This is a genomic window from Lysobacter sp. N42, assembly GCF_004344885.1.
Map to the genome: position 1 here is coordinate 12,485 of NZ_SKFB01000035.1, position 25,098 is coordinate 37,582.

Annotated in this window: 21 protein-coding genes and 1 riboswitch; of the genes, 10 read left to right on the forward strand and 11 right to left on the reverse strand. The window is 71.1% G+C overall.

From position 1 onward, the window contains the following. The first annotated feature begins 10 nt into the window (after nt 1-10). Nucleotides 11-3,184 carry an efflux RND transporter permease subunit gene (locus tag EYQ95_RS21940; RefSeq protein ID WP_132330552.1) on the forward strand — a complete coding sequence of 1,058 codons (3,174 nt, stop codon included), beginning with the start codon at nt 11-13 and terminating at the stop codon, nt 3,182-3,184. 3 nt (nt 3,185-3,187) lie between these two features. Here the strand turns inward: EYQ95_RS21940 and EYQ95_RS21945 are convergent, their stop codons facing one another. Both EYQ95_RS21945 and EYQ95_RS21950 read right to left on the reverse strand, forming a co-directional pair. After that, the gene (locus EYQ95_RS21945) at nt 3,188-3,772 is read right to left on the reverse strand and encodes a hypothetical protein (protein WP_132330554.1); all 585 of its coding nucleotides are present in this window, start codon (nt 3,770-3,772) and stop codon (nt 3,188-3,190) included. A 9-nt stretch (nt 3,773-3,781) separates the two neighbouring features. Beyond that, the gene (locus EYQ95_RS21950; RefSeq protein WP_132330556.1) at nt 3,782-4,744 is read right to left on the reverse strand and encodes a homoserine kinase; all 963 of its coding nucleotides are present in this window, start codon (nt 4,742-4,744) and stop codon (nt 3,782-3,784) included. Nucleotides 4,745-4,821: 77 nt separating this feature from the next. Continuing rightward, nucleotides 4,822-4,916, forward strand: a riboswitch (TPP riboswitch). A gap of 73 nt (nt 4,917-4,989) precedes the next feature. On the opposite strand from EYQ95_RS21950, the gene thiC reads away from it, so the two are divergent. Further along, entirely contained in the window at nt 4,990-6,864 is a 1,875-nt protein-coding gene (thiC, locus tag EYQ95_RS21955) for a phosphomethylpyrimidine synthase ThiC (RefSeq protein ID WP_132330558.1), read from the forward strand. An 84-nt stretch (nt 6,865-6,948) separates the two neighbouring features. Here thiC and ppa read toward each other — a convergent pair whose 3' ends face one another. The 3 genes from ppa to EYQ95_RS21970 form a co-directional block, all read right to left on the reverse strand. Further along, a complete protein-coding gene (gene ppa, locus EYQ95_RS21960) occupies nt 6,949-7,497 on the reverse strand; it encodes an inorganic diphosphatase (RefSeq protein ID WP_132330560.1) in 549 nt (182 codons plus the stop codon). A 129-nt stretch (nt 7,498-7,626) separates the two neighbouring features. Then, the gene (locus tag EYQ95_RS21965; protein ID WP_132330562.1) at nt 7,627-9,309 is read right to left on the reverse strand and encodes a mechanosensitive ion channel; all 1,683 of its coding nucleotides are present in this window, start codon (nt 9,307-9,309) and stop codon (nt 7,627-7,629) included. Nucleotides 9,310-9,442: 133 nt separating this feature from the next. Next, on the reverse strand, nt 9,443-11,497 hold the full coding sequence (locus tag EYQ95_RS21970) for a sodium-translocating pyrophosphatase (RefSeq protein WP_132330564.1): 2,055 nt from the start codon (nt 11,495-11,497) through the stop codon (nt 9,443-9,445). Between the two features lie 191 nt (nt 11,498-11,688). Between EYQ95_RS21970 and EYQ95_RS21975 the strand changes: the two genes are divergently transcribed. Further along, nucleotides 11,689-12,192 carry a hypothetical protein gene (locus EYQ95_RS21975; RefSeq protein WP_132330566.1) on the forward strand — a complete coding sequence of 168 codons (504 nt, stop codon included), beginning with the start codon at nt 11,689-11,691 and terminating at the stop codon, nt 12,190-12,192. Nucleotides 12,193-12,217: 25 nt separating this feature from the next. Here EYQ95_RS21975 and EYQ95_RS21980 read toward each other — a convergent pair whose 3' ends face one another. Next, nucleotides 12,218-13,474, reverse strand: coding sequence for a 6-phosphofructokinase (locus tag EYQ95_RS21980; RefSeq protein ID WP_132330568.1), 1,257 nt, complete (start codon nt 13,472-13,474; stop codon nt 12,218-12,220). A gap of 116 nt (nt 13,475-13,590) precedes the next feature. Between EYQ95_RS21980 and EYQ95_RS21985 the strand changes: the two genes are divergently transcribed. Continuing rightward, nucleotides 13,591-14,169 (forward strand): adenylate kinase, encoded by a 579-nt coding sequence (locus EYQ95_RS21985; RefSeq protein ID WP_132330570.1) that lies wholly within the window; start codon nt 13,591-13,593, stop codon nt 14,167-14,169. 132 nt (nt 14,170-14,301) lie between these two features. Continuing rightward, entirely contained in the window at nt 14,302-15,705 is a 1,404-nt protein-coding gene (mpl, locus tag EYQ95_RS21990; RefSeq protein WP_132330572.1) for a UDP-N-acetylmuramate:L-alanyl-gamma-D-glutamyl-meso-diaminopimelate ligase, read from the forward strand. 39 nt (nt 15,706-15,744) lie between these two features. Here the strand turns inward: mpl and EYQ95_RS21995 are convergent, their stop codons facing one another. Next, nucleotides 15,745-17,745: a bifunctional DedA family/phosphatase PAP2 family protein gene (locus tag EYQ95_RS21995; RefSeq protein ID WP_132330574.1), complete on the reverse strand. Its 2,001-nt coding sequence runs from the start codon at nt 17,743-17,745 to the stop codon at nt 15,745-15,747. A 70-nt stretch (nt 17,746-17,815) separates the two neighbouring features. On the opposite strand from EYQ95_RS21995, the gene EYQ95_RS22000 reads away from it, so the two are divergent. Genes EYQ95_RS22000 through EYQ95_RS22010 form a run of 3 tightly spaced genes read left to right on the forward strand, consistent with a single transcriptional unit; the run spans nt 17,816 to nt 19,755 of the window. Further along, nucleotides 17,816-18,496, forward strand: coding sequence for a serine/threonine protein kinase (locus tag EYQ95_RS22000; RefSeq protein ID WP_370451315.1), 681 nt, complete (start codon nt 17,816-17,818; stop codon nt 18,494-18,496). A gap of 14 nt (nt 18,497-18,510) precedes the next feature. Then, nucleotides 18,511-19,326, forward strand: a complete 816-nt coding sequence (locus tag EYQ95_RS22005; protein WP_132330578.1) for an NAD(P)-dependent oxidoreductase — start codon at nt 18,511-18,513, stop codon at nt 19,324-19,326. A 9-nt stretch (nt 19,327-19,335) separates the two neighbouring features. Next, nucleotides 19,336-19,755, forward strand: a complete 420-nt coding sequence (locus EYQ95_RS22010; protein ID WP_132330580.1) for a VOC family protein — start codon at nt 19,336-19,338, stop codon at nt 19,753-19,755. 161 nt (nt 19,756-19,916) lie between these two features. Here EYQ95_RS22010 and EYQ95_RS22015 read toward each other — a convergent pair whose 3' ends face one another. After that, a complete protein-coding gene (locus EYQ95_RS22015) occupies nt 19,917-20,816 on the reverse strand; it encodes an ion transporter (protein WP_132330582.1) in 900 nt (299 codons plus the stop codon). A gap of 84 nt (nt 20,817-20,900) precedes the next feature. Between EYQ95_RS22015 and EYQ95_RS22020 the strand changes: the two genes are divergently transcribed. Then, entirely contained in the window at nt 20,901-22,139 is a 1,239-nt protein-coding gene (locus EYQ95_RS22020) for an aspartate aminotransferase family protein (protein ID WP_132330584.1), read from the forward strand. 71 nt (nt 22,140-22,210) lie between these two features. Here the strand turns inward: EYQ95_RS22020 and hemL are convergent, their stop codons facing one another. Both hemL and thiE read right to left on the reverse strand, forming a co-directional pair. Next, nucleotides 22,211-23,494: a glutamate-1-semialdehyde 2,1-aminomutase gene (gene hemL, locus EYQ95_RS22025; RefSeq protein WP_132330586.1), complete on the reverse strand. Its 1,284-nt coding sequence runs from the start codon at nt 23,492-23,494 to the stop codon at nt 22,211-22,213. After that, entirely contained in the window at nt 23,491-24,117 is a 627-nt protein-coding gene (gene thiE / locus EYQ95_RS22030; protein WP_132330596.1) for a thiamine phosphate synthase, read from the reverse strand. Before thiE ends, hemL begins: the two co-directional genes overlap by 4 nt. A gap of 81 nt (nt 24,118-24,198) precedes the next feature. On the opposite strand from thiE, the gene EYQ95_RS22035 reads away from it, so the two are divergent. Further along, complete coding sequence (locus EYQ95_RS22035) at nt 24,199-24,390, forward strand: rubredoxin (protein ID WP_132330588.1); 192 nt, start codon at nt 24,199-24,201, stop codon at nt 24,388-24,390. Nucleotides 24,391-24,392: 2 nt separating this feature from the next. Here EYQ95_RS22035 and EYQ95_RS22040 read toward each other — a convergent pair whose 3' ends face one another. Then, nucleotides 24,393-24,833: a DUF192 domain-containing protein gene (locus EYQ95_RS22040; protein ID WP_132330590.1), complete on the reverse strand. Its 441-nt coding sequence runs from the start codon at nt 24,831-24,833 to the stop codon at nt 24,393-24,395. Between the last annotated feature and the right edge of the window lie 265 nt (nt 24,834-25,098).

Consider the following 25,098-nt stretch of genomic DNA (forward strand, 5'->3'; position numbering starts at 1 on the left):
AGCACGCCCCATGCGCTTCAACCTCTCCGAATGGGCGCTGCGCCATCGCAGCCTCGTGGTCTACGCCATGCTCGTGCTGGCGATCGCCGGCACGCTGTCCTACCTCTCGCTCGGCCGCAGCGAGGATCCGAAGTTCACCTTCAAGGTGATGGTGGTGCGCACGCTGTGGCCGGGCGCCACCGCGGACGAGGTGGCCTCGCAGGTCACCGACCGCATCGAGAAGAAGCTGATGGAGACCGGGCAGTACGAGGCCATCCGCTCGTACTCGCGCCCGGGCGAGTCGCAGGTGATCTTCGTCGCCCGCGATGCGATGAAGTCGGCCGACGTGCCCGACCTCTGGTACCAGGTCCGCAAGAAGGTGGGCGACATCCGGCCCACGCTGCCGCGCGACATCGTCGGCCCGTTCTTCAACGACGAGTTCGGCGACACCTTCGGCAACATCTATGCGCTCACGGGCCGGGGCTTCGACTACGCCGTGCTCAAGGACTATGCCGAGCGCGTGCAGCTCGCCCTGCAGGAGCAGCCGGACGTCGGCAAGATCGAGCTGATCGGGGTGCAGGACGAGCGCATCTGGATCGAGCTCGACAACACCAAGCTCGCCACCTTGGGCGTGCCGGCGCAGGCGGTGTTCGACGCGCTCAACGCGCAGAACGCGGTCGCGCCGGCGGGCTTCTTCGAAACCGCGTCCAGCCGCGTCGCGCTGCGCGTGGACGGCCGCTTCGGCAGCGTCGACGACATCCGCGCCTTCCCGCTGCGCGTGGGCGACCGCACGTTCCGCCTGGGCGACCTCGCCAACGTCGTACGCGGCTTCGCCGACCCGCCCGCGCCGCGCATGCGCTACATGGGCGAGGACGCCATCGGCATCGGCGTCTCGATGCGCGAGGGCGGCGACATCCTGAAGTTGGGGAAGACGCTCGAAGCGGAGTTCGCGCGCCTGCAGGACACGCTGCCGGCCGGCATGGAACTGCGCAAAGTCTCCGACCAGCCGGCGGCGGTGGAAGCCTCGGTCGGCGAGTTCGTGCGCGTGCTCGCCGAGGCGGTGGCGATCGTGCTGCTGGTGAGCTTCTTCTCGCTGGGCGTGCGCACCGGGCTCGTGGTCGCGCTGTCGATCCCGCTGGTGCTGGCCATGACCTTCGCGGTCATGGACTACTTCGGCGTGGGCCTGCACAAGATCTCGCTGGGCGCGCTGGTGCTGGCACTGGGCCTGCTGGTGGACGACGCGATCATCGCCGTCGAGATGATGGCGATCAAAATGGAGCAGGGCTACTCGCGCCTGAAGGCCGCCGCCTTCGCCTGGGAGTCCACCGCGTTCCCGATGCTCACCGGCACGCTGATCACCGCGGCGGGCTTCCTGCCCATCGCCACGGCCCAGTCGAGCGTGGGCGAGTACACGCGTTCGCTGTTCCAGGTGGTGACCATCGCGCTGCTGGTGTCGTGGGTCGCCGCCGTCGTCTTCATCCCCTACCTGGGCGACCGCCTGCTGCCCGATGGCGGCCATGCACCGGCGCCGACACCCGGTTCGCTGCGCGCGCGCTGGCAGGCCTGGCGGCTGCGCCTGGCCGACCGGCATCCGGCCTTCGCCGATTTCATCGCGCCCATGCCCGCGCCGCAGGACGGGGTGCCGCACGACCCCTATTCGACCGCCTTCTACCGCCGTTTCCGTGCCTGGGTGCTGTGGTGCGTGCGTCGCCGCAAGACCGTGGTGGCGATCACCGTCGCGGTCTTCGTCGGCTCGGTGCTGCTGTTCCGCTTCGTGCCCCAGCAGTTCTTCCCCGACTCCTCGCGCCCCGAGCTCATGGTGGACATGGAGCTGGCCGAGGGCAGCTCGCTCAAGGCGACCGCCGCGCAGGCCGCGAAGATGGAGAAGATCCTCGCGACGCGGAAGGACCTGGCGAACTACGTCGCCTACGTCGGCACGGGGTCGCCGCGCTTCTACCTGCCGCTGGACCAGCAGCTTCCCGCCGCCAACTTCGCGCAGTTCGTCCTCATGCCGGCCAGCGTGGAGCAACGCGAGGCGGTGCGCGCATGGCTGATCGACGAGGTCTTCCCGCGGTTTCCCGACGTGCAGCTGCGCGTGACGCGGCTGGAGAACGGCCCGCCGGTCGGCTATCCGGTGCAGTTCCGCGTTTCCGGCGAGCACATCGAACAGGTGCGCGCGATCGCCTACCAGGTGCGCGAGAAGGTGCTGGCCAACCCGCACGTGGCCAACGTCAACCTCGACTGGGACGAGCCCAGCAAGGTGGTGCGCCTGAAGATCGACCAGGAGCGCGCGCGGGCGGTGGGCGTGACCTCGGCCCAGCTCGCGCAGGCGCTGTCGGGTGCGCTGTCCGGCTCCACGGTGGGCACCTACCGCGAGGGCAACGAACTGATCGAGATGCAGGTGCGCGGCGCCGAGCGCGAGCGCACCGAGCTCGAAGCGCTGCGCAACCTGATGGTGCCCACGGCGAGCGGGCGCAGCGTGCCGATCACGCAGGTGGCCACGCTGGAGTACGGCTTCGAGGACGGCATCATCTGGCACCGCGACCGCCGCCCGACCATGACCGTGCGCGCGGACATCCTCGACGGCACGCAGCCGCCGACGGTCACCGCGCAGATCGACCCGACCCTCGACGCCATCCGCGCCTCGCTGCCGGAGGGCTACTCGATCGAGATCGGCGGCACGGTGGAGGACTCGGCGCGCGGGCAGAACTCGATCAAGGCGGGCATGCCGCTGTTCGTCTTCGCCGTGTTCACCCTGCTGATGCTGCAGCTGCGCAGCTTCTCGCGCTCGATCATGGTGTTCCTGACCGCGCCGCTGGGCCTGATCGGCGTGACGCTGTTCCTGCTGGTGTTCCGCGTGCCGTTCGGCTTCGTGGCCATGCTCGGCACGATCGCGCTGGCCGGCATGATCATGCGCAACTCGGTGATCCTGGTCGACCAGATCGAGCAGGACCGTCACGACGGCCGCGAGGCCTGGGAAGCCATCGTCGAGGCCACCGTGCGCCGCTTCCGCCCGATCGTGCTGACCGCGCTCGCGGCGATCCTGGCGATGATCCCGCTCTCGCGCAGCGCGTTCTTCGGCCCGATGGCGGTGGCGATCATGGGTGGCCTGACCGTGGCCACGGCGCTCACGCTGCTGTTCCTGCCCGCGCTCTACGCGGCGTGGTTCCGCGTCAGGGTGCCCGCGGACGCGCGCGCGGGCTGATGCTCAGTCGCCCGCGCCCCACGGCGCGGGCGGCGGCGGAACCGGCGTGGCGAGGTCGAACTCCACGCGGAACAGCCGGCCCGGGCGCGCGAGTTCGTAGACGAACGCGCGGCCGGGCTCGACCTCCAGTGCCCAGACGTTTTCGACGGACACCGCGCGGCCCTGCGAGAGGAACATCGCGCGCGATTCGGCGTCGACGGGAAATTCCTGGCGGGCCGCAGTGCCGGCGTCGCGCGTGTCGCCGCCGTACTGCGTCAGCGCGTCGGCCGTGCCGTCCTCGTGCCGGTGGTCATGCTTGAGTCGCAGCCCGTCGGGCGTGCGCGTGATCACCCACGTGCGCGAGCGGTCGCCACCCACATGGAAGGGGATGCGCAGCGTATCGCCCGTGCACTCGCGCACGTGCATGACCAGGGGCCCTTCGCGGAACGGGTCGGTGCCCGTGGGCGCCGGGCTGTCGGCGACGACCCGGCCGGCGAACGCCTGGCCGCAGAGCGCGGACAGGCGCTGGAAGAAGGCGTCCTGCGGCGCGCGCGCAGGGGTGCCGGCGCAACCGGCAATGGCGAGAACGGCGAGGAGAAGCGGTCGCATTCGCCGACCCTAGCCTTCCCGCCACACCCAGGACAACTCGGCGCGCGGCCCGTCCACCTTCGACACCCAGGCCCGCGAGCCGTAGCCGGCCGCGGTGAAGCCTGCCTGCATCGCCGGCGCGGCGGCCTCGGCCGCGGCGCGCGAGGTGAACCAGGCGAACACGCTGGGCCCGGCGCCCGACAGGCTGGCGCCGATCGCGCCATGGGCCACCGCGGCCGACTTCACCGCGTCGAAGCCCGGCACGAGTTCGGCGCGCCGCGGTTCCACGAGCACGTCCTGCAGGCCTTCGCGGATCAGGTCGGGATCGCCGCGCTCCAGGCCCGTCACGAACAGCGCCAGGTGCGCGCCATGGCGCACCACGGTCGACAGCGGGTAGGGATCCTTCAGCACTTCCCGCGCCCGCCGCGTCTCGAGCAGCTGGTCGGGATGCACGACCACGCAGTGCAGCCAGTCCGGCACCGGCAGCGGAAGCAGCCGGGTCAGCGTGGCCAGGGTGATGCCGCCCAGCAGCATCGGCCCGACGTTGTCGCCCTGGCGGCTCTGGCTGGAGGCGAACTCGCCCTCGATCGCGTAGGGATACAGCGCCTCGCGCGGCAGGGGGCGGTCGAGCAGCGCGTTGGCCGCCACCAGCGCCGCGACGCACGACGCCGCCGACCCGCCCAGGCCGGCGCCGATGGGAATGCCCTTGTCGAGCTCGACCTCGAAGCCGAAGGGCAGGGCGAGACCGTCGGCGAAGGCGCGCAGCGCCAGCCCCGCGGTATTGCGGGCGGGGTCCAGCGGAATGCGCGAGACGGCCTCGCCGTCGCCCCGCACCGCCACCACCCGCACGCCCGGCGTGGCCACGCGCCGCACGGTGGCGCGGTCGCGCGGGCCCTCGATGGTGTGGCCGAGCAGGTCGAAGCCCACGCCGATGTTGCCCACGCCGGCGGGCGCGATGGCGGTGGCGGTGGGAACGACGGGGTGATCGGGCATGTCGGGCTCCGTGGCGGATCGCGATTATCGCCGCGGGTGCGCCCGCTGGCCCGCCGCGCCGGCGCATGGTCAAATGGGCCCCGAAGCGGGGGTACCGGCCGGGCCGGTTGAGAGAGTCCCTTCGAACCTGATTCGGTTGATACCGACGTAGGGAAGCTTCGCAGGACGCCGTGCGTCCATGCGCCGCCCGCTCGCCGCGAACGTCGACGCCCGACGTTCGACCACCCACGCAGCGGACGATCCGAATGAACGCAGTCGCCACCGAACTCCTCCAGCAGGCCGAGAAGCTCTCGGCCGACGTCGTCCGCCCCATCCCGGGCTCGAAGAAGATCCACGTCGAAGGCTCGCGCCCGGACATCCGCGTGCCCATGCGCGAGATCGCGCTCTCGCGCACCGCCACGCTGTTCGGCGGCGAGGAGAACGCGCCGTTCACCGTCTACGACTGTTCGGGCCCGTACACGGACGAGAACGCCACGATCGACCTGTCGCGCGGGCTGCCCGCGCTGCGCGCGCAGTGGATCGCCGAGCGCGGCGACACCGAGGTGCTGCCGGGCCTGTCGTCCGAGTTCGGCCGTGCGCGCGAGCACGATCCGAAGCTCGCGCACATCCGCTTCGGCAACCGCGCGCTGCCGCGCCGTGCGGTGAGCGGTGCGAACGTCACCCAGATGCACTACGCCCGCAAGGGCATCGTGACGCCGGAGATGGAGTTCATCGCGATCCGCGAGAACCAGCGCATCGAGGCGATCCGCGAAGCGCACCTGCTCAGGCAGCACGCGGGTGAGACCTTCGGCGCCAACATCCAGAAGCTGATCACCCCCGAATTCGTGCGCGACGAGGTCGCCCGCGGCCGCGCGATCATCCCCAACAACATCAACCACCCCGAGAGCGAGCCGATGATCATCGGCCGCAACTTCCTGACCAAGGTCAACGCGAACATCGGCAATTCGGCGGTGTCGTCGGGGATCGCCGAGGAAGTCGAGAAGCTCGTTTGGTCGATCCGCTGGGGTGCGGACACGGTCATGGACCTCTCGACCGGCAAGCACATCCACGAGACGCGCGAGTGGATCATCCGCAACTCGCCCGTGCCGATCGGCACGGTGCCGATCTACCAGGCGCTGGAGAAGGTCGACGGCCGCGCCGAGGAACTCACCTGGGAGATCTTCCGCGACACGCTGATCGAACAGGCCGAACAGGGCGTGGACTACTTCACGATCCACGCCGGCGTGCTGCTGCGTTACGTGCCGCTCACCGCGGGCCGCGTGACCGGCATCGTGAGCCGCGGCGGCTCGATCATGGCGAAGTGGTGCCTCGCGCATCACAAGGAGAATTTCCTCTACACGCACTTCGAGGAAATCTGCGAAATCATGAAGGCCTACGACGTGGCCTTCTCGCTCGGCGACGGCCTGCGCCCGGGTTCGATCGCCGATGCCAACGACGCCGCGCAGTTCGGCGAGCTCGAGACGCTCGGCGAACTCACGCAGATCGCCTGGAAACACGACGTGCAGACCATGATCGAAGGCCCCGGCCACGTGCCGATGCACCTGATCAAGGAGAACATGGACAAGCAGCTGCGCGAGTGCGGCGAGGCGCCGTTCTACACGCTCGGCCCGCTGACCACCGACATCGCGCCCGGCTACGACCACATCACCAGCGCCATTGGTGCCGCGATGATCGGCTGGTTCGGCACCGCGATGCTCTGCTACGTCACGCCGAAGGAGCACCTGGGCCTGCCGAACAAGCACGACGTTCGCGAAGGGCTGATGGCCTACAAGATCGCCGCGCACGCGGCCGACCTCGCCAAGGGCCACCCCGGCGCGCAGGCGCGCGACAACGCGATGAGCAAGGCGCGCTTCGAGTTCCGCTGGGAGGACCAGTTCAACCTCGGCCTCGACCCCGAGCGCGCCCGCGAGTACCACGACGAGACGCTGCCCAAGCAGGCGCACAAGGTCGCGCATTTCTGCTCGATGTGCGGCCCGCACTTCTGCTCGATGAAGATCACCCAGGACGTGCGCGACTACGCCAAGGAGCACCCGGAGGCCGTCGCCGAGATCGAGAAGGGCATGGCGGAGAAGTCGGCCGAGTTCCGCGCGGCGGGGGCGGAGGTCTACCACCGGGCGTGACGTTGCCAGCGGGAGCCTCGTGCCCCAATGCAAAGGGCCGCCCTGCGGGCGGCCCTTTGCGTTTGCGTATCCGGCACAGGCGGATCAGTAGTTCGGCTTGTCGCTCGAATCGTTGAAGCGCTTGATCGCGTCGACCAGGATGGCTTTGGCCTCCGCCGCGCCGCCCCAGCCCTCGACCTTCACCCACTTGCCCTTCTCGAGATCCTTGTAGTGCTCGAAGAAGTGGCCGATGCGCTCGCACCAGTGCGCGGAGACCTGCTCCAGGTCGTGGATGTGCGAGTAGCCGCTGAAGATCTTGTCGACCGGCACGGCGAGCAGCTTCTCGTCGGAGCCGGCTTCGTCGGACATCTTCAGCACGCCCACCGGGCGCACGCGGATCACCGAGCCGGGGATGAGGGGAAGCGGCAGGATCACCAGCACGTCGGCGGGATCGCCGTCGCCGCAGAGCGTGTGCGGGACGTAGCCGTAGTTGCAGGGGTAGCGCATCGGCGTGGACAGGATGCGGTCCACGAAGATGGCGCCGGATTCCTTGTCGACCTCGTACTTGACCGGCTCGGAATCCTTGGGGATTTCGATGATGACGTTGATCTCGTCCGGCGGGTTCTTGCCGGTGGGTACGAGGTCCAGGCCCATGTCTGCTCCAGATGCGATGCGCCCGCCGGGTGGCGGGCGGGGGTGCGCATTCTACGTCGGGGCCTGCTGCGTCGCAGCATCCACGCCCCGCCCGGCGGGCGGCAGCCTCGGCCGCCCGCCGGCATGCTATCAGAGGGCCGTCGGCGGATCGCCCGGCGGTGTCTGGCCGGCGCGCACGCGCGGCTTGGCGTCCGGGTTGCGCTGCAGGTAGTCGTCGGCCCAGCGCTGGGCGATCTTGCCGGCGGCGTCGCGGCCGCCCAGGCCGAAGGCGAGGGCGGTGGCCACGGCGATGGCGCCCAGCACCAGCCCGAAGGCCAGGTTGACGATGTCGTCGGCCACGCCCATCGCGCGCAGGCCCATGGCGATCACCAGCCCGAGGATCGCGAAGCGGGCGATGCGCGCCATGCCACGGGCCTGCGGATTGGCGCGCTCGATCGCGCGCGCGGCGACGTCGGCCAGCCACCAGCCCACCGCCAGGATGACCAGGCCCAGCAGCACGTCGGCGCCGAAGGCGATGAACTGCTCCAGCAGCTCGTTGATGCCGGCAAAGCCCAGCAGCGCGGCGGCCTCGACGGTGGCGAACAGCATGATGAAGAACAGCGCCAGCCGGCCGCCGAGCGCCGAGACCCGCATGCCGCCGGAGGTCGGCGGCGCGGTCGCCGTGTCGCCGGGCATGCGCGCCATCGCGTCGGTCGGCATGGCCGCACCGGTTTCGCCGCCGGAGGCCGGCGTCGACACGAAGGCGGCCTGCGCGGCCGTGGCGGACGTGTCCTCTTCGAACGCATGGCCCAGGCCCAGGCGCGCGGGCAGGCGGTCGAAGCCGAGGTTGGCGAGCAGGCGTTCCACCAGCCCGGCCACGAAGCGGCCGATGAACCAGGCGAGCACGAGGATGGCCGCGGCCGCGAGCAGGTTGGGGATCGCCTGCAGGAAGATGTCGAGCATGCGCGTGAGCGGCGCGGAGATCGCCTGGATCTTCAGCGCATCCAGCGCGGCGATCAGCGTGGGCACGATCACCAGCACGAAGGCCAGCGTGCCGCCCAGGTCGGAGAGCTTCATCCCGCGCGTGTCGGGATGGCTCTCGCTGAAACGGTCGACGCCGGTGGTCGCCAGCAGGTTGCTGACCAGCCCGCGCACGGCCTTGGCGATCAGCCAACCCACGCCGGCGATGAGGATGGCCGCGAAGATGTTGGGCAGGATGCCGAGCAGGCTGGCGGTCATGCCCGTCAGCGGCCCCATCAGGCCCTCGATCTGCAGCGCGCCGACGATGGCCGGCAGGAACAGCAGCAGCACCAGCCAGTAGGCGACGTTGCCCATCGACTGCGACAGCGGCTTCATGTCCGCGTTCTGGCTGAGCTTTTCGTCGACCCGCGTCCTCGACAGCGCGCGGTTGACGATCGTGCGCACGATCGTCGCCACCAGCCACGCCACCACCGCCAGCGCGATGGCCAGCAGCAGGCGCGGCAGGTACAGCATCACCGTGGTCGCAAGCGTATTGAGCGGCCCGGACACGCCTTCCACCTGCAGCACGCTGAACATGCCGATCAGCGCGAGCAGCATGATGGCCCAGAACACCACGCGGCTGGCGATGCGCTCGAAGTCGGTACTCGACTGCGTGTGCGCACCCAGGCGCTGGTTGGTGCCCAGGCGCGCGAGCGCCTTGCGGGTGGCGCCGGCCGCCAGCAGGGCGACGAGCCAGCCGATCAGCAGGATCGCAAGGCCGCCGAGGATGTTCGGCAGGTAGACGCCGAGGGAGTTCTGCAGCGACGCCTGCCAGCTGGGCGAGGCGACGGGGTCGGAAGTGGCGGGGTACATGGGGGTCCTTCCTGCGTGAGCCTGAACGGGCGGCGGGAAGGTAGCCAGCGCCGCATGAACGCGGTGTCGACAGCGGCTGGCGCGGAAACGGAAAAGGCGGCCCGGAGGCCGCCTCTTCGGGCCTAACCGGGGGTCAGAGCAGCGGGACCATCAGCAGCGCGACGATGTTGATGATCTTGATGAGCGGATTGATCGCCGGGCCCGCGGTGTCCTTGTAGGGATCGCCCACGGTGTCGCCGGTGACGGCCGCCTTGTGCGCCTCGCTGCCCTTGCCACCGAAGTGGCCGTCCTCGATGTACTTCTTGGCGTTGTCCCAGGCACCGCCGCCCGTGGTCATCGAGATCGCGACGAACAGCCCGGTCACGATCGTGCCGATCAGCAGCCCGCCCAGTGCCTGCGACCCGAGCAGCAGGCCGACGATGATCGGCACCGCCACCGGCAGCAGCGAGGGAATGATCATCTCGCGGATGGCCGAGCGCGTGAGCATGTCGACCGCGCGGTCGTACTGCGGCTTGGCGGTGCCCTGCATGATCCCGGGGATCTCCCGGAACTGCCGGCGCACTTCCTCCACCACCGCGCCTGCCGCGCGGCCGACCGCCTCCATCGCCATCGCGCCGAAGAGGTAGGGAATCAGGCCGCCGATCAGCAGGCCGATGATGACCAGGTGGTTGGACAGGTCGAACGTCATGACCTGCGCGGCCACGCCGTCGGCCGCGGCCTGGGCGCGGTTGGCGACGTCGAGGTTGTGCGTGTAGTCGGCGAAGAGCACCAGCGAGGCGAGCGCGGCCGAGCCGATCGCATAGCCCTTGGTCACCGCCTTGGTGGTGTTGCCCACCGCGTCCAGCGGGTCGGTGACCGCGCGCACCTCCGGCGGCAGCTCGCTCATTTCCGCGATGCCGCCGGCGTTGTCGGTGATCGGGCCGTAGGCGTCGAGCGCCACGATCATGCCGGCCATGGAGAGCATCGACGTCGCCGCGATGGCAATGCCGTAGAGGCCTCCGAGTTCGAACGCGCCCCAGATCGCGAGGCAGACCGCGACCACCGGCAGCGCGGTCGACTTCATCGACACGCCCAGGCCCGCGATGATGTTGGTGCCGTGGCCGGTGGTGGACGAGCCCGCCACGTAGCGCACCGGCTGGTACTGCGTGCCGGTGTAGTACTCGGTGATCCAGACGATCGCGCCGGTCAGCACCAGGCCGATCAGCGCGCAGCCGTAGATGGCGGTGGCACCGTAGCGCGAGGTGTCCATCATCTCCGCCGTGACGAACCAGAACGCGATCGCCGCCAGCACCGCCGAGACGATGACGCCGCGGTAGAGCGCGCCCATGATTGAGCCGCCGGCCTTCACCCGCACCACCGCGGCGCCGATGATCGAGGCGATGATCGACACGCCCCCGAGCACCAGCGGGTAGAGCACGCCGTTCGCGCCCGCATCGGCCGCCATCAGGCCGCCGAGCAGCATGGTCGCGATCACCGTCACCGCATACGTCTCGAACAGGTCGGCGGCCATGCCCGCGCAGTCGCCCACGTTGTCGCCCACGTTGTCGGCGATGACCGCCGGGTTGCGCGGGTCGTCCTCGGGGATGCCGGCCTCGACCTTGCCCACCAGGTCGGCGCCCACGTCCGCGCCCTTGGTGAAGATGCCGCCACCCAGGCGCGCGAAGATCGAGATCAGCGACGAGCCGAACGCCAGGCCGACCAGCGCATGCAGCGCCGCGTCGTCGTCATAGCCCATGTTGCGCAGCGCGAGGTAGTAGCCCGCCACGCCCAGCAGGCCCAGCCCGACGACGAGCATGCCGGTGATCGCGCCACCCTTGAACGCGACGTTCATCGCCGGGCCCATGCCGCGGCGCGCGGCCTCCGCGGTTCGCACGTTCGCGCGCACCGAGACGTTCATGCCGATGTAGCCGGCCGCGCCGGAGAGCACCGCGCCGATCAGGAAGCCGATCGCGCTGGCCCAGCCGAGGAAGAAGCCGATGAGCAGGAGCAGCACGACGCCGGCGATGGCGATCGTCGTGTACTGGCGGTTGAGGTAGGCGCGCGCACCTTCCTGGATGGCGCCGGCGATCTCCTGCATCCGCTCGTTGCCGGCGGGCTGCGCGGCGATCCATCGTGCCTGGATGATCCCGTAGAGGATCGCAATGACGGCGCACCCCACCGCCAGCATCAAACCGTACTGCTCCAGCATGAACCCCTCCCGCACAGAGTTGGACATCGGACAACGGTGTTTGAGCACGCCCGGGCGCGAGGCCGCGAGGCCGGCCGACTATGGCATACGTCCTGCGACGCGGCATGCCGCACTGCGTTGATGCCGCATCGTGAAAGGCGGGTTCAGCGCGGCCGTGCGAGCCTGCGTCGCGAACGCCCTGGAGCCGCTCCATGATCCGACGCCACGTTCCCGCCTTGTGCATGGCCCTGGCCGCCGTTGCGTCCGCCCATACGGCCGCGCCCGAGATCCGCCGCCCCGCGGGCGTTCCGCAGGGCGACGGCGTGGCCCACACGCTGCGTTCGATCCCCGAGGCCTGCGCCTCGCTGCAGGGGCGGTTCACCGGCGAGGCCGCATCACCTTACGCCTTCGCGGCGGTACGCAGCAGCGCCTCCTGCCAGCCGCGGGCGCGCTTCGTCGACGCCGCGAAGGCCCGGCCATCGGAGGCCGCGGGCTGGAGGCTCAACGACGTCATCCGCGTACCGTCGAAGGACTGCGCCGGCCTGGTGGCCGTGGTCGAGGTCTGGCGCAAGCCCGGGGTGGCCCTGCCGCCCAAGCTCGACGCACAGGGCCGCGCACGTCTGTACCTGGACGAGGCGAAGGCGAAGGCAGGCGTGCCCGCGGCGCTGACGCAGTACACGGCGAAGGTGGCCGTCGAGGGCCGCGCCTGCAGGTGAGGCGCGGCGTAGCCGCGTCGCGCGGTCAGCCCTCGAAAGGCGTGAGCCGTGGCGGTACCGGCGTACCCCGCAGCCGCACGTACTTCGGCAGCCCGTCGCGCCCATAGCGTGGATACGCCTCCCCGCGGATCAGCGGCTCCAGGTAGCGGCGCGCGGCCTCAGTGATGCCGTAGCCGTCCTCGCGGATGAAGTCGGCGGGCAGGGTGCGTTCGCGGTTGGCGATGTCGGCCAGCGGGGCGGGCTCGATCTTCCAGCGGTAGGGCCGGTCCCGCGTGCGCACGATCACCGGCATCACGGCGTTGCGGCCCTTGACCGCGTAGTCGACCGCCGCGCGCCCCACGGCCATGGCCTGGCGCAGGTCGGTTTCCGAGGCGATGTGGCGCGCCGAGCGCTGCAGGTAGTCGGGCAGCGTCCAGTGCACCTTGTAGCCCAGCGCGTCCTTGACGCGGGCGGCCAGGTACGAGGCGACGCCCCCGAGCTGCGTGTGGCCGAAGGCGTCCTTGCCGGCGCCTGCATCGGCCACGAACGTGCCGTCGGCGGTGCGGATGCCTTCGCTGGCCACCACGACGCACCAGCCGACGCGCTCGACGGTCGCCTTCACCCGGGCGAAGAAGTCGGCTTCGTCGAAGGGGCGCTCGGGGAACAGGATGAGGTGTGGCGCCTGGTCCGGGCCGTGGCCCGCCAGCCCCGCGGCCGCGGCGAGCCAGCCGGCATGCCGGCCCATGGCCTCGTAGACGAAGACCTTCGTGGAGGTGTCGGCCATCGCGGCCACGTCCAGCGCCGCCTCGCGCACCGATACCGCCGTGTACTTGGCGGCCGAGCCGAAGCCGGGGCAGGTGTCGGTGACCGCGAGGTCGTTGTCGACCGTCTTGGGCACGCCCACGCAGGTCAGCGGGTAGCCGAACTCGGCGGCGATCTGCGAGACCTTGAGCGAGGTGTCGGCCGAGTCGTTGCCGCCGTTGTAGAGGAACCAGCGCACGTCGTGGGCACGGAAGACCTCGATCAGCCGCTCGTACTTCGCGCGGTCGGCCTCCAGCGACTTCAGCTTGTAGCGGCAGGAGCCGAACGCGCCGCCCGGGGTCTGCGCCAGCGCGCGGATCGCCGAGGCGGGCTCGTCGGAGGTGTCGATCAGCTCCTCGCGCAGCACCCCGAGGATGCCGTTGCGGCCGGCCAGCACGCGCAGGCCGTGGCGGCGGCCGGCCTCGATGACGGCCGAGGCGGTGGCGTTGATGACGGCGGTGACGCCGCCCGACTGGGCGTAGACGAGGGTTCCGGCAGGCATCGGGATTCCAGGATTCGTGGCGGGTTGCGGTAAGCTGGGCCCATCATGCCGGCATCGGCGGCGCCCGGCGTGGAGCGTCCGCCAAGATGTCGTTATCCGTGCATCAGGAGCGAAGAATGCGATTGGTACTTCTGGGAGCCCCCGGCTCGGGCAAGGGCACGCAGGCCGCGCGCCTGAGGGAGCACCTGCAGGTACCCCACATCTCCACCGGCGACCTGCTTCGCGCCGAGGTCGCCGCCGGCAGCCCGCTGGGGCTGGAGGCGAAGGAGGTCATGGCGCGTGGCGAGCTGGTGTCGGACGCCATCCTCCTCGGGATGCTGGAAGACCGCTTCTCCCGCCCGGACACGCAGGGCGGCTTCATCCTCGACGGCTATCCGCGCAACCTCGCGCAGGCCGACGCCCTGGGCACGCTGCTCGAGCGCATCGGCCAGCCGATGGACCATGCGGTGTTCCTCGACGTCGCCACCGAGCTGCTGGTCGAGCGCATCGCCGGCCGTGCGAAGGCCGAGGGCCGCGCCGACGACACGCCCGAGTCCGTTCGCACGCGCCTGAAGATCTACAACGACTCCACCGCGCCCGTGGTCGAGTACTACCGCCAGCACGGCCAGCTCAAGGTCGTCGACGGGGTGGGCTCGCTGGACGAGGTGTTCAACCGCATCCTCGAGGCGATCGCGCCGGTGAGGGAAGTTGGCTGAAGCCGGGATCCCGGGTCCGTGATCGGGGATTGGTGACGGCGGGCCCTCCGCCTGCCTGTCGGACGTCGCGAATCCCGTGGTCCGTCATCCCGCATTTCCGAATCCCGCATCCCGAATTCCGGATCCCGCCCGATGAAACTCCACATCCTCGGTATCGCCGGCACCTTCATGGGCGGCGTCGCCGCGCTCGCGCGCGAGCTGGGCCATGAGGTCAGCGGCAGCGACCAGGCGATCTACCCGCCGATGTCCACGCAGCTGGACACGCTGGGCATCCGCTACGGCATCGGCTACACCGGGAACCACGTCGACGCCGACTGCGACCAGGTGGTGATCGGCAACGCCCTCTCGCGCGGCAACGAGGCGGTCGAGCACGTGCTCGACACCGGCATGCGCTACACCTCGGGTGCGCAGTGGCTGGCCGAGAACGTGCTGCCGGGGCGCGAGACGCTCGCGGTGGCCGGCACGCACGGCAAGACCACGACCACGACGATCCTGGCCTTCCTGCTGGAGGCGGCCGGCCGCGACCCGGGCTTCCTGATCGGCGGCGTGGCCGAGGACTTCGGCGTGTCCGCGCGCGTGGGCGGCGGGCGCGAGTTCGTCGTCGAGGCCGACGAGTACGACACCGCCTTCTTCGACAAGCGCAGCAAGTTCGTCCACTACCGGCCCACGGTGGCGATCCTCAACAACCTCGAGTACGACCACGCCGACATCTTCCCGGACGTGCAGGCGATCCAGCGGCAGTTCCACCATCTGGTGCGCACGGTGCCGCGTCGCGGCCGCCTCATCGTCAATGGCGAGGACGCGCGCCTGGCGGAAGTGCTCGCGATGGGCTGCTGGACGCCCGTGGAAACGTTCGGGCTGGAGGAGGCCTCCGTCGCCGCGACGCGTCCCTTCGACTGGACCGCGCGCCTGGTCGAGCCCGACGGCTCGCGCTTCGTCGTGCTGCACGGCGGGCAGGAGCTGGGCGAAGTGCACTGGCCGCTGCTGGGCCGGCACAACGTGATGAACGCGCTGGCCGCGCTCGCCGCGGTGAACGCGGTGGGGGTTGCGCCGCGCAAGGTGATCCCGGCGCTGGCGCGCTTTCGCAGCGTCAAGCGCCGCATGGAGGTGGTGGGCGAGGTCGGGCACGTCACCGTCTACGACGACTTCGCGCACCACCCCACGGCCATCGAGACCACGCTGGAGGGCCTGCGCAGCCGGGTGGGCGATGCGCGCATCGCCGTGGCCATGGAGCCGCGCAGCAATTCCATGCGCCTGGGCGCGCATGCCGATGCGCTCGCCCCGTCGCTCGCTCAGGCCGACATCGTCGTCTTCCTGCACCGCCCGGAGCTGCCCTGGGACGCCGGCAAGGTGATCGAGGCGATCCGGGGCGACGCGCTGGCGGTGGCCGACGTCGACACCATGCTCGAGGAACTGCGCATGCGCGTCTTCGGCGGCGACCATGTGGTGTTCATGTCCAATGGCGGCTTCGACGGCGCCCCGCGCCGCTTCGTGGAGCTGCTGAAGAAGCAGGGCGTGCGCGACGCCGACGCCTGAGGCGGCGCGGCGTCTTCGACGCATCGACAGAGCGACGGCTCAGCGCGCGCCGGCTGCAGGCCCGGCCGTGCGCAGGCGCATGACCTGCACGCCCTGCGGGTGGCGCTCGATGCGATGCGGGAACGTGGCGAGCGCGTGGTGGACCGCGGCGGCCTCGTCGGCCGCATAGGCGCGCGGCCGCCACAGGGCGAAAACGCCGAAGGGACGCGTGAGCACGAGGCGCTGGCTGGCGCCGATCCAGAGCGGCCGCCCGGAGCCCAGCGTCGCCGGCGCCGGCCACAGGCGCAGGACCTCGCGCTCGCCCGGGCCCACCTCGCGCAGCATCAGCAGCGCCTCCGCGCGGGCCTCGAAGGTGGCCGGCAGCACGGCCTGTTCCCCGGCGGGGGTGTCGTCGTCGAGCAGGCGCACGGTATCCTGCCAGTCGGCCTGGGGCTGCACCCGCCAGCCACGGGCTTCCAGGCTGCGGCGCAGCGGTTCGAGGGGACCGGCGACCTGCACGTCCAGCGGCCAGCGGCCGTGCCGCGCGTGCTCGTCGCGCAGCGCGGGCAGGGCGGCCCAGCCGCGCGCCCACCATTCCTGCTCGTCCAGCACCAGGGTGGCGCTGGCCGGCGCGAACTTCGCCAGCAGCGGGTCGGCCGCGCGCGGTGCATGCCAGGCGGCGGCGATGGCCAGGGTCGAATAGAACAGGATCGCGATCGGGCGCATCCAGAACGAGCGCGCCACGTGGCGGCGGTAGGCCAGGCCCAGCACCAGCAGCCAGCCGATCCCGAACAGCGTGCCGCCGACGATGTCGCTGGCCCAGTGCGCGCCCAGGTAAAGGCGCGCGAAGCCGACCAGCGTGGTCAGCACGCCGGCCATGAGATAGGGCCAGACGCGGCGGCGGCCCGGCAGCTCGCGGGCGATCAGCACGGCGAAGAAGCCGAGCACGATGGTCATCATCGTCACCGCCACCGACGGGAAGCCGAAGCCGGCGGGCGCGGTGGGCGGGCGCGGCATGTCGATGGCCGATTCCAGCATGGCGGTGAGCGCCAGCCCGAACACGATCGCGGCCATCCAGTGCGCCGCGGCCATCCAGCGGCGGCGCCAGACCAGGTAGGCCAGCACCGCCAGCGCGGCCGGTGCCAGCACCTGCGCGTCGCCCAGGCTCGCGAGGCCGGCCATGAGGCGGTCGGCCAGCGGATTGCGCAGCGAACCCATGAGCTCGTGCAGGCTGTGGTCGATGGCCAGCGGCCCGCCGTTGGCCAGCAGCAGCGCCAGCAGCGAGAACCAGATCCAGCTGATGCCCAGCAGGCAGGTCGCCAGCATCAGCAGGGAGGCCGATTCCGGCCGATTGGGGTCGACCAGCGCCACCGCGTAGCGGCCCAGGCGCGGATGCTCGCGCGACCAGGCCAACAGCCGCGCGAGCATCTGGTCGGCATGCTGCGCGAACCAGCGCCAGGTGTAGAGCACCCCCGCCCAGGCCGCGGCCACCGCGACCAGCAGCGCACCCAGCACGATGGCCAGGCGGTCGGCCACTGCCGCCACGGCCTCGTAGGACGCGCCCAGGATCCAGCCCGGCGCCAGGAACGCCGCCGCCCAGGCCAGGCAGGCCAGCGCGCTGGGAATGAAGTAGCGCTGCGCCGGCATGTGCAGCATGCCCGCGATCGCCGGCACGAAGGGCCGCACCGCGCCCACGAAGCGCGCGATGGCGATGCTCTTGACACCGTGGCGGCGGAACATCGCCTCGCCACGCTCGATCCACTGCGGGTAGCGCGAGAACGGCCAGCGGTTGCGCAGCTGGGGGCCGAAGCGGCGCCCGACCCAGTAGCTCATCGAATCGCCGACGAACGCGCCCGCCGCGGCGCAGGCCAGCGCGTACGGGCCGTTGACGTGGCCCAGCCCCACCAGCGCGCCCACGGCGAACAGCAGCGGCAGCGCCGGCACCACGATGCCCAGCACGATCACCGCGTCGCAGAAGGCCACGAGGAAGATCAGCGCCCCCGCGGCCACGGGGTGCGCCCCGATCCACGCGGTCGCCGATTCGATCCAGGAAGACTCCATCCGGCCCGATTATCCCGATGCGCGCCGTGATGGAAAACGCAGGCCGCGCGTACACTGCCGCGCGATGGGCATCCCGCACGACCCCACCCCCCACGACGCCGAGCCGCGCGAGATCGCCGCGCTCAAGGCCGACAGCTTCGGCCGCATCGCGCTGATGCAGGGGGCGGACGGGGTGTTCGTGCGTCGCGACCTGCGCTTCGTCCCGCTCTGGCTGCGCCTGCCGGCATGGTGGCTGGCACGCCGCGAGGCGCTCGGACTCCGTGCCATACGCGGCATGGACGCCGTGCCGCAGCTGCTGCGCTGGGACGGCCGCCGGCTGGACCGCAGCTACATGGCGGGCGCCGCCATGCACCTGAACCCGCCGCGCGGCGACGTCGCCTGGTTCCACGCGGCGCGCCGGCTGCTCGTCGAACTGCACCGCCGAGGCGTCGCCCACAACGATCTGGCCAAGGAAGCCAACTGGCTGGTGCGCGAGGACGGCAGCCCGGCGCTGATCGACTTCCAGCTCGCCAGCCGCGGCCACCCGCGCTCGGGCTGGATCCGCCTGCTGGCCCGCGAGGACCTGCGGCACCTGCTCAAGCACAAGCGCACCTACTGCGCCGCGGCGCTCACGCCCGTCGAGCGCCGCCTGCTGCGCCGCCGCTCCTGGGTCCGCGAGCTGTGGTTCGCCACCGGCAAGCGCGCCTATCGCTTCATCACCCGCCGCGTCCTGAAGTGGGAAGACAACGAAGGCCAGGGCCCGAAGGCCTGACCGCGAGGAACCGCATGACCACGCTCTCCGGCAAGACCCTCCTGATCACCGGCGCGTCCCGCGGCATCGGCCGCGCGATCGCGCTGCGCGCCGCGCGCGACGGCGCCAACGTCGCCATCGCCGCCAAGTCGGGCGTGCCCAACCCGAAGCTGCCGGGCACGATCCACAGCGTTGCCGAGGAGGTCCGCGCCGCCGGCGGCCAAGCCCTGCCGGTGCGTTGCGACATCCGCGAGGAGGACGAGGTGCGCGCCGCCGTGGCGGCGACGGTCGACGCCTTCGGCGGGCTCGACATCCTGGTCAACAACGCCAGCGCCATCTGGCTGCGCGGCGCGCTGGACACGCCGATGAAGCGTTTCGACCTCATGCACCAGGTCAACGCCCGCGGCACGTTCCTGGTCACCCAGGCCTGCCTGCCGCACCTGCTGGAGGCGCCCGACCCGCACGTGCTCACGCTCGCGCCGCCACCCAGCCTGGACCCGAAATGGTGGGGCCCGCATACCGGCTACACGCTGGCGAAGATGGGGATGAGCCACGTCACCCTCGGCCTGGCCGCCGAGTTCCGCGATCGCGGCATCGCCATCGACGCGCTCTGGCCGAAGACCATCATCGCCACCGACGCCATCAACATGATTCCCGGCGTCGATCCGGCCATGTGCCGCCGCCCGGAGATCGTCGCCGACGCGGCGCACGCCATCCTGACGCGCCCGGCGCGCGAGGGCACCGGCCGCTTCCTCATCGACGAGGACGTGCTGCGCGCGGCCGGCGTCACCGATTTCTCGCCCTACGCGGTCGATCCTTCGAAGCCGCTTCTGCCCGACCTGTTCCTCTGAGGTGATCCGATGAAGTACCTGCACGCCATGGTCCGCGTCCGCGACCTCGACGCCTCCCTGCGGTTCTGGTGCGAGGGGCTGGGCCTGGTCGAGAACCGCCGCCGCGACTACCCGCAGGGCCGCTTCACGCTGGTCTACCTCGGTGCACCGGAGAACCCCGACTCCGAGGTCGAGCTCACCTGGAACTACGACGACGAGGACTACGGCAGCGCGCGCAACTTCGGCCACCTCGCCTTCGCCGTGGACGACATCTATGCCAGCTGCGAGCGCCTGATGGCGATGGGCTACACGATCAACCGCCCGCCGCGCGACGGCCATATGGCCTTCGTGCGCTCGCCGGACCTGATCTCGGTCGAACTGCTGCAGAAGGGCGATGCGCTGCCGCCGCGCGAGCCCTGGGCGTCGATGGGCAATACCGGCGTGTGGTGACGGCCGCGCATCGCCGCGACGTCGATCGCCGCAGGGCGGTGGTGCGCACGGGCTCCCGCGATCCTTCCTGACCGGGCACGCGGCCGATGTGCCCGCCCTGCATGCCGGCCGGCGCCCCGTCCGGGCGTGCCGGACGCGTCGCAGCGTCGCGGTGAAGGCCGCTATCGGCCGATGTCGCCGCCCGGATCGTCCGGCGCAGCAGGCACCAGCGCGACGCCGCAGTGCCGGCAGTGGCGGGCGTCCGTCGCATGGCCCTCCAGGCCGCAGGCGCGGCAGGCGCGTCCGTCGACGCCCGGCGCGGCCGCACCGGCCTCGCGCAGGCTCGAGGTCAGTTCCGCCGTGTAGATGCCCGTCGGCACCGCGATGATCCCGTAGCCGATCAGGATCAGCACCGACGTCACCAGCCGGCCCAGCGGCGTGGCGGGCGTGATGTCGCCAAAGCCCACCGTGGCCATGGTGACGACCGCCCAGTACATGCCGGTGGGAATGCTGGTGAAGCCGTTTTCGGGCCCTTCCACCACGTACATCAGCGCGCCGAAGATCACGACGAGCGTGAGTACCGTGCTGAGGAACACCAGGATCTTGCGACGGCTGCGCCACAGCGCGCCCACCAGCACGCCGCCTTCCTGCACGTACTGCGTCAGCTTGAGGATGCGGAACACGCGCAGCACGCGCAGCACGCGCACCACCAGCAGGCTCTGGGCCCCGGGCAGCAGCAGCGAGACATAGGTCGGCAGGATGGAAACCAGGTCGATCACGCCCCAGCTGCTGCGCGCGTAGCGCAGCGGGCGGCGGACCACCAGCAGCCGCAGCACGTATTCGGCGGTGAAAAGCAGGGTGAAGGCCCACTCCAGCGCGTAGAACAGCGCGCCGTGCCGCGCGTGCAGGTCGGGAATGCTGTCGAGCAGGATCACGCCCACGCTGGCGATGATCGCCACCACCAGCAGCAGGTCGAAATTCCGCGCCTGCGGCGTGTCGTGCCGGAAGACGATGACGAACCAGCGCTGGCGCCAGCCCGACCCCGCACCCGCCTCGGGCTCGCGCCCGCCTGCTGCCTGCATCCCTCGACTCCGGTCCCGGCACGTGGCAGCCGGGCCGCGGGATAATCGCCCATCCCGCGTCCACCGCGCCTGCACGCCCCTGCCATGACGTCTTCCGACGCGCTGCTGACCCTGTTCGACCGCCACGTCCTGTCCGTCTACAGCCCGCGCCGGATCGTGCTGGCGCATGGGCAGGGAGCGCGCGTGACCGACACGGAGGGACGGGAGTACGTGGACTTCGGCGCCGGCATTGCCGTCAACTCGCTCGGTCACGCGCATCCGGCCCTCGTCGCGGCGCTCACCGGGCAGGCCGCGCGCCTGTGGCACACGAGCAACGTCTTCCTCAGCGCGCCGCCGCTGCGGCTGGCGGCCGCGCTGGTCGAGGCCTCCGGCTTCGCCTCGCGCGCGTTCCTGTGCAATTCCGGCGCGGAAGCCAACGAGGCGGCGATCAAGCTCGCGCGTCGCTGGGCGACGGCGCAGGGGCGCCCGCCGGAGCGGCGCGTCGTGCTGACCTTCCACGGCAGCTTCCACGGCCGCACGCTGGCGGCGGTCACCGCGACGGCGCAGCCGAAGTACCACGAGGGCTTCGAGCCGCTGCCGCCGGGCTTCCGCTACGCCGCCTTCAACGACCCGGCCGCGGCGGAAGCGGCGATGGCGGCGGGTGACGTCTGCGCGGTGCTGGTCGAGCCCGTGCAGGGCGAGGGAGGCGTCACGCCTGCGCATCCGGCCTTCCTGCACCGCCTGCGCAGCCTCTGCGACGAGCACGGCGCACTGCTGGTGTTCGACGAGATCCAGTGTGGCATGGGCCGGACCGGGCACCTGTTCGCCTGGCAGGGCTACGGCGTCGTGCCCGATGTCGTCACGCTGGCCAAGGCGCTGGGCGGCGGCTTCCCGATCGGCGCAATGCTGGTGGGCACGAAGGCGGCCGATGCGCTGCAGGTCGGGGCGCACGGCACCACCTTCGGCGGGAACCCGCTCGCCGCCGCCGTGGCCAATGCCGCGCTGGCCGAGCTCTCGTCGCCCGCGCTGCTGGCGAACGTGCATCGGCAGGAGGCGGCCCTCCGCGACGGGCTCCTCGCGCTGGACGCCGAGTTCGGCCTCTTCGACGAGATCCGCGGCCGCGGCCTGATGATCGGTGCGCAGCTGGGCGCCGCCCATGCCGGGGCGGCCGCGCGCGTGCTCGACCACTGCGTCGCCCATGGCCTGCTGCTGCTGCAGGCCGGCCCGGACGTGCTGCGCTTCGTGCCGGCGCTCAACATCGGCGACGCGGACGTCGCCGAAGGCCTGCGCCGCCTGCGCATGGCCTTCGTCGACTACCTCGAGGGCGCCTCCCCGCCGCGTTGACGGGGAGCGGCGCGCGCCATGCGCGGCCGCCGACCATGCCGGCGGGCGGCGCGACGCCGTCGGCCGCGGGCTCAGAGCAGCGCGAACGCCTCGCGCGCGGCCTGCAGCGTGTGCGCGATCTCGGCCTCGCCGTGCGCGCTCGACACGAAGCCGGCCTCGAACGCCGACGGCGCGAGGTACACGCCGCGCTCGAGCATCGCGTGGAAGAAGCGGTTGAAGCGGGCCGTGTCGGAGGCCTTGGCGTCCTCGAACGTCTCCACCGGCCCTTCGCGGAAGTAGAGCCCGAACATGCCCGGCGCGCGCGTGGTGTGGAAAGCGATGCCCGCCTCGCGCGCGGCGGCTTCCAGCCCGTCGCATAGCGCATGCGTGGTGCGCTCGAGCGCGTCGTGGAAGCCCGGCGCCGCGATGAGTTCGAGCGTCGCCAGCCCGGCGGCCATCGCCACCGGATTGCCGCTGAGCGTCCCCGCCTGGTAGATCGGGCCGGCCGGCGCGATCTGCTGCATCAGGTCGCGGCGCCCGCCGTACGCGCCCACCGGCATGCCGCCGCCGATGATCTTGCCGAAGGTCGACAGGTCGGGGGTGATCCCGTAGCGCTCCTGCGCGCCGCCCAGCGCCACGCGGAAGCCCGTCATCACCTCGTCGAAGATCAGCAGCGCGCCATGCCGCGTGCACAGCTCGCGCAGGTGCTGCAGGTAACCATCCCGCGGCAGGATGCAGTTCGCATTGCCGACGATGGGCTCGATGATCAGGCCGGCGATGTCGCTCCCCATCGCGTCGAACAGCGCCGTCGCCGCCTCGAAGTCGTTGTAGGGCAGGGTGAGCGTGAGGTCGGCCAGCGCCGACGGCACGCCGGGCGAGTTGGGCAGGCCCAGCGTCATCACGCCGCTGCCGGCCTTCACCAGGAAGCTGTCGCCGTGGCCGTGGTAGCAGCCTTCGAACTTCACGATGCGCGTGCGCCCGGTCGCGCCGCGCGCCAGGCGGATCGCCGAGAGCGTCGCCTCCGTGCCCGAGTTCACCATGCGCACCATCTCGCAGCTGGGCACGATGCGGGTGATCGCTTCGGCCATCGCGACTTCCAGCGCGTTCGGCACGCCGAAGCTCAGCCCGTCGCGCATCGTGCGCGACACCGCGTCGAGCACCGCCGGATGCGCGTGCCCGGCGATCATCGGCCCCCACGAGCCCACATAGTCCACGTAACGGTTGCCGTCGACGTCGAACAGGTAAGCGCCCTGCGCCCGCTGCGCGAAGAAGGGCGTGCCGCCCACCGAGCGGAACGCGCGCACCGGCGAGTTCACGCCGCCGGGCAGCAGGTCGCAGGCGCGTTCGAACAGCTGCTGCGAGCGGGAATGGTTCATGGGCGGGGCTCCTGGAATGCGGATAGATAGGCGTGCACGGCCGCGGCCGGGTCGGGCGCGTCGAACACGCCGCTGATGACGGCGATGAGGTCCGCGCCCGCCGCCACCAGCGCGGGCGCGTTCGCGGGCGTGATGCCGCCGATCGCGACGCGTGGCAGTCCCAGCGATGCGCTGTCGGCGAGCAGCACCGGGTCGGCACGGCGCGCGCCGGGCTTGGTCGGCGAGGGATGGAACGCGCCGAAGGCGACGTAGCTCGCACCGGCGTCGGCCGCAGCGCGGGCGCGCTGCAACGAGTCGTAACAGGACACGCCGATGAGCGCATCGACGCCCAGGCGGATGCGTGCGCTCGCCGGATCGCCGTCGTCGCCGCCCAGGTGCACGCCCGACGCGCCGACGGCTTCGCACAGAGCCACGTCGTCGTTGATGATCAGCGGCACGCCAGCAGCCATGCACAGAGCGTGCAGTGCACGGGCCTGATCCAGGCGAAGCGCGGCGTCGGCCACCTTGTTGCGGTACTGCAGGCAGGCGATGCCGCCCGCGAGCACGGGCTCCACGCGCGATAGAAGCCGTGGCGTGGACGGCTCGTCGGGCGTGATCGCGTACAACCCGCGACGCAGGTGCATGAATGGCGGAACGTGCATGACTAGGCGCGGCGGATCGGGCGATGGGACAATGCGGGTCCCGCAGCCCCGCATTATCCGCCCATGTCGACGCCCGCCGCGAATGCCCCGTACCGCACCTGGATGTGCGTGGTCTGCGGCTTCATCTACGACGAGGCCAAGGGCCTGCCCGAGGAAGGCATCGCGCCGGGCACGCGCTGGGAGGACGTTCCCGACACCTGGACCTGCCCCGACTGCGGCGTCACCAAGGACGACTTCGAGATGACCGAGGTCTGAGCTCAGCGAGCCGGGATGCCCGGGCCCAGGCGCAGTTCCGCGCCGTTCTCAAGGCCCAGCCGCGCGGCCTCGCCGGCGTTGAGTTCCAGCACGTAGCGCGCCGGCGCCCGGCTCGGATACGGCGGGCAGGCGTCGCCCAGCGAGCAGGGCGGCACGTCCCGCTGCTGCGAGACCAGTCGCCGGTCGCCGTCGAAATAGAGAATGTCGAGAGGGATGCGGGTGTTCTTCATCCAGTAGGCGAGCGGCTGTTCGCTCTCGTGCACGAACAGCATCCCGGTTCCCGCCGGCAGCTCGTCGCGGAACATCAATCCGCGTGCGCGCTCGGCGTCGTCATCCGCCACTTCCACCCGATAGCGGGTGTCGGCGATCTCCACCCAGAGCCCGTCCGCCGATGCGCAGCCACAAAGCGAAAGTGCAAGCGTCAGTATCAATGCGCGATTCATGCGGCGAGCCCTATAAAGTGCTCGACGTTCGGGCAGTGCCGCGCTGCGGTCAAGACGCCTGAATCGTTGAGCCGGGGCCTCGAAACGACCTCTTCCCAAATGCGAATGGCGCGTGCACAATGCGCGCCCCGCTGACGGAAGGCGGTCCGGACAACGGACTGAACGAAGCAACGGAAGCCCGAAAAACCCGATCACAAGGTGTTGACAGTGATCGAAAGTGCTGTAAGATGGGCGGCTCACTCGGACGGACTGATGGTTCGGCGGG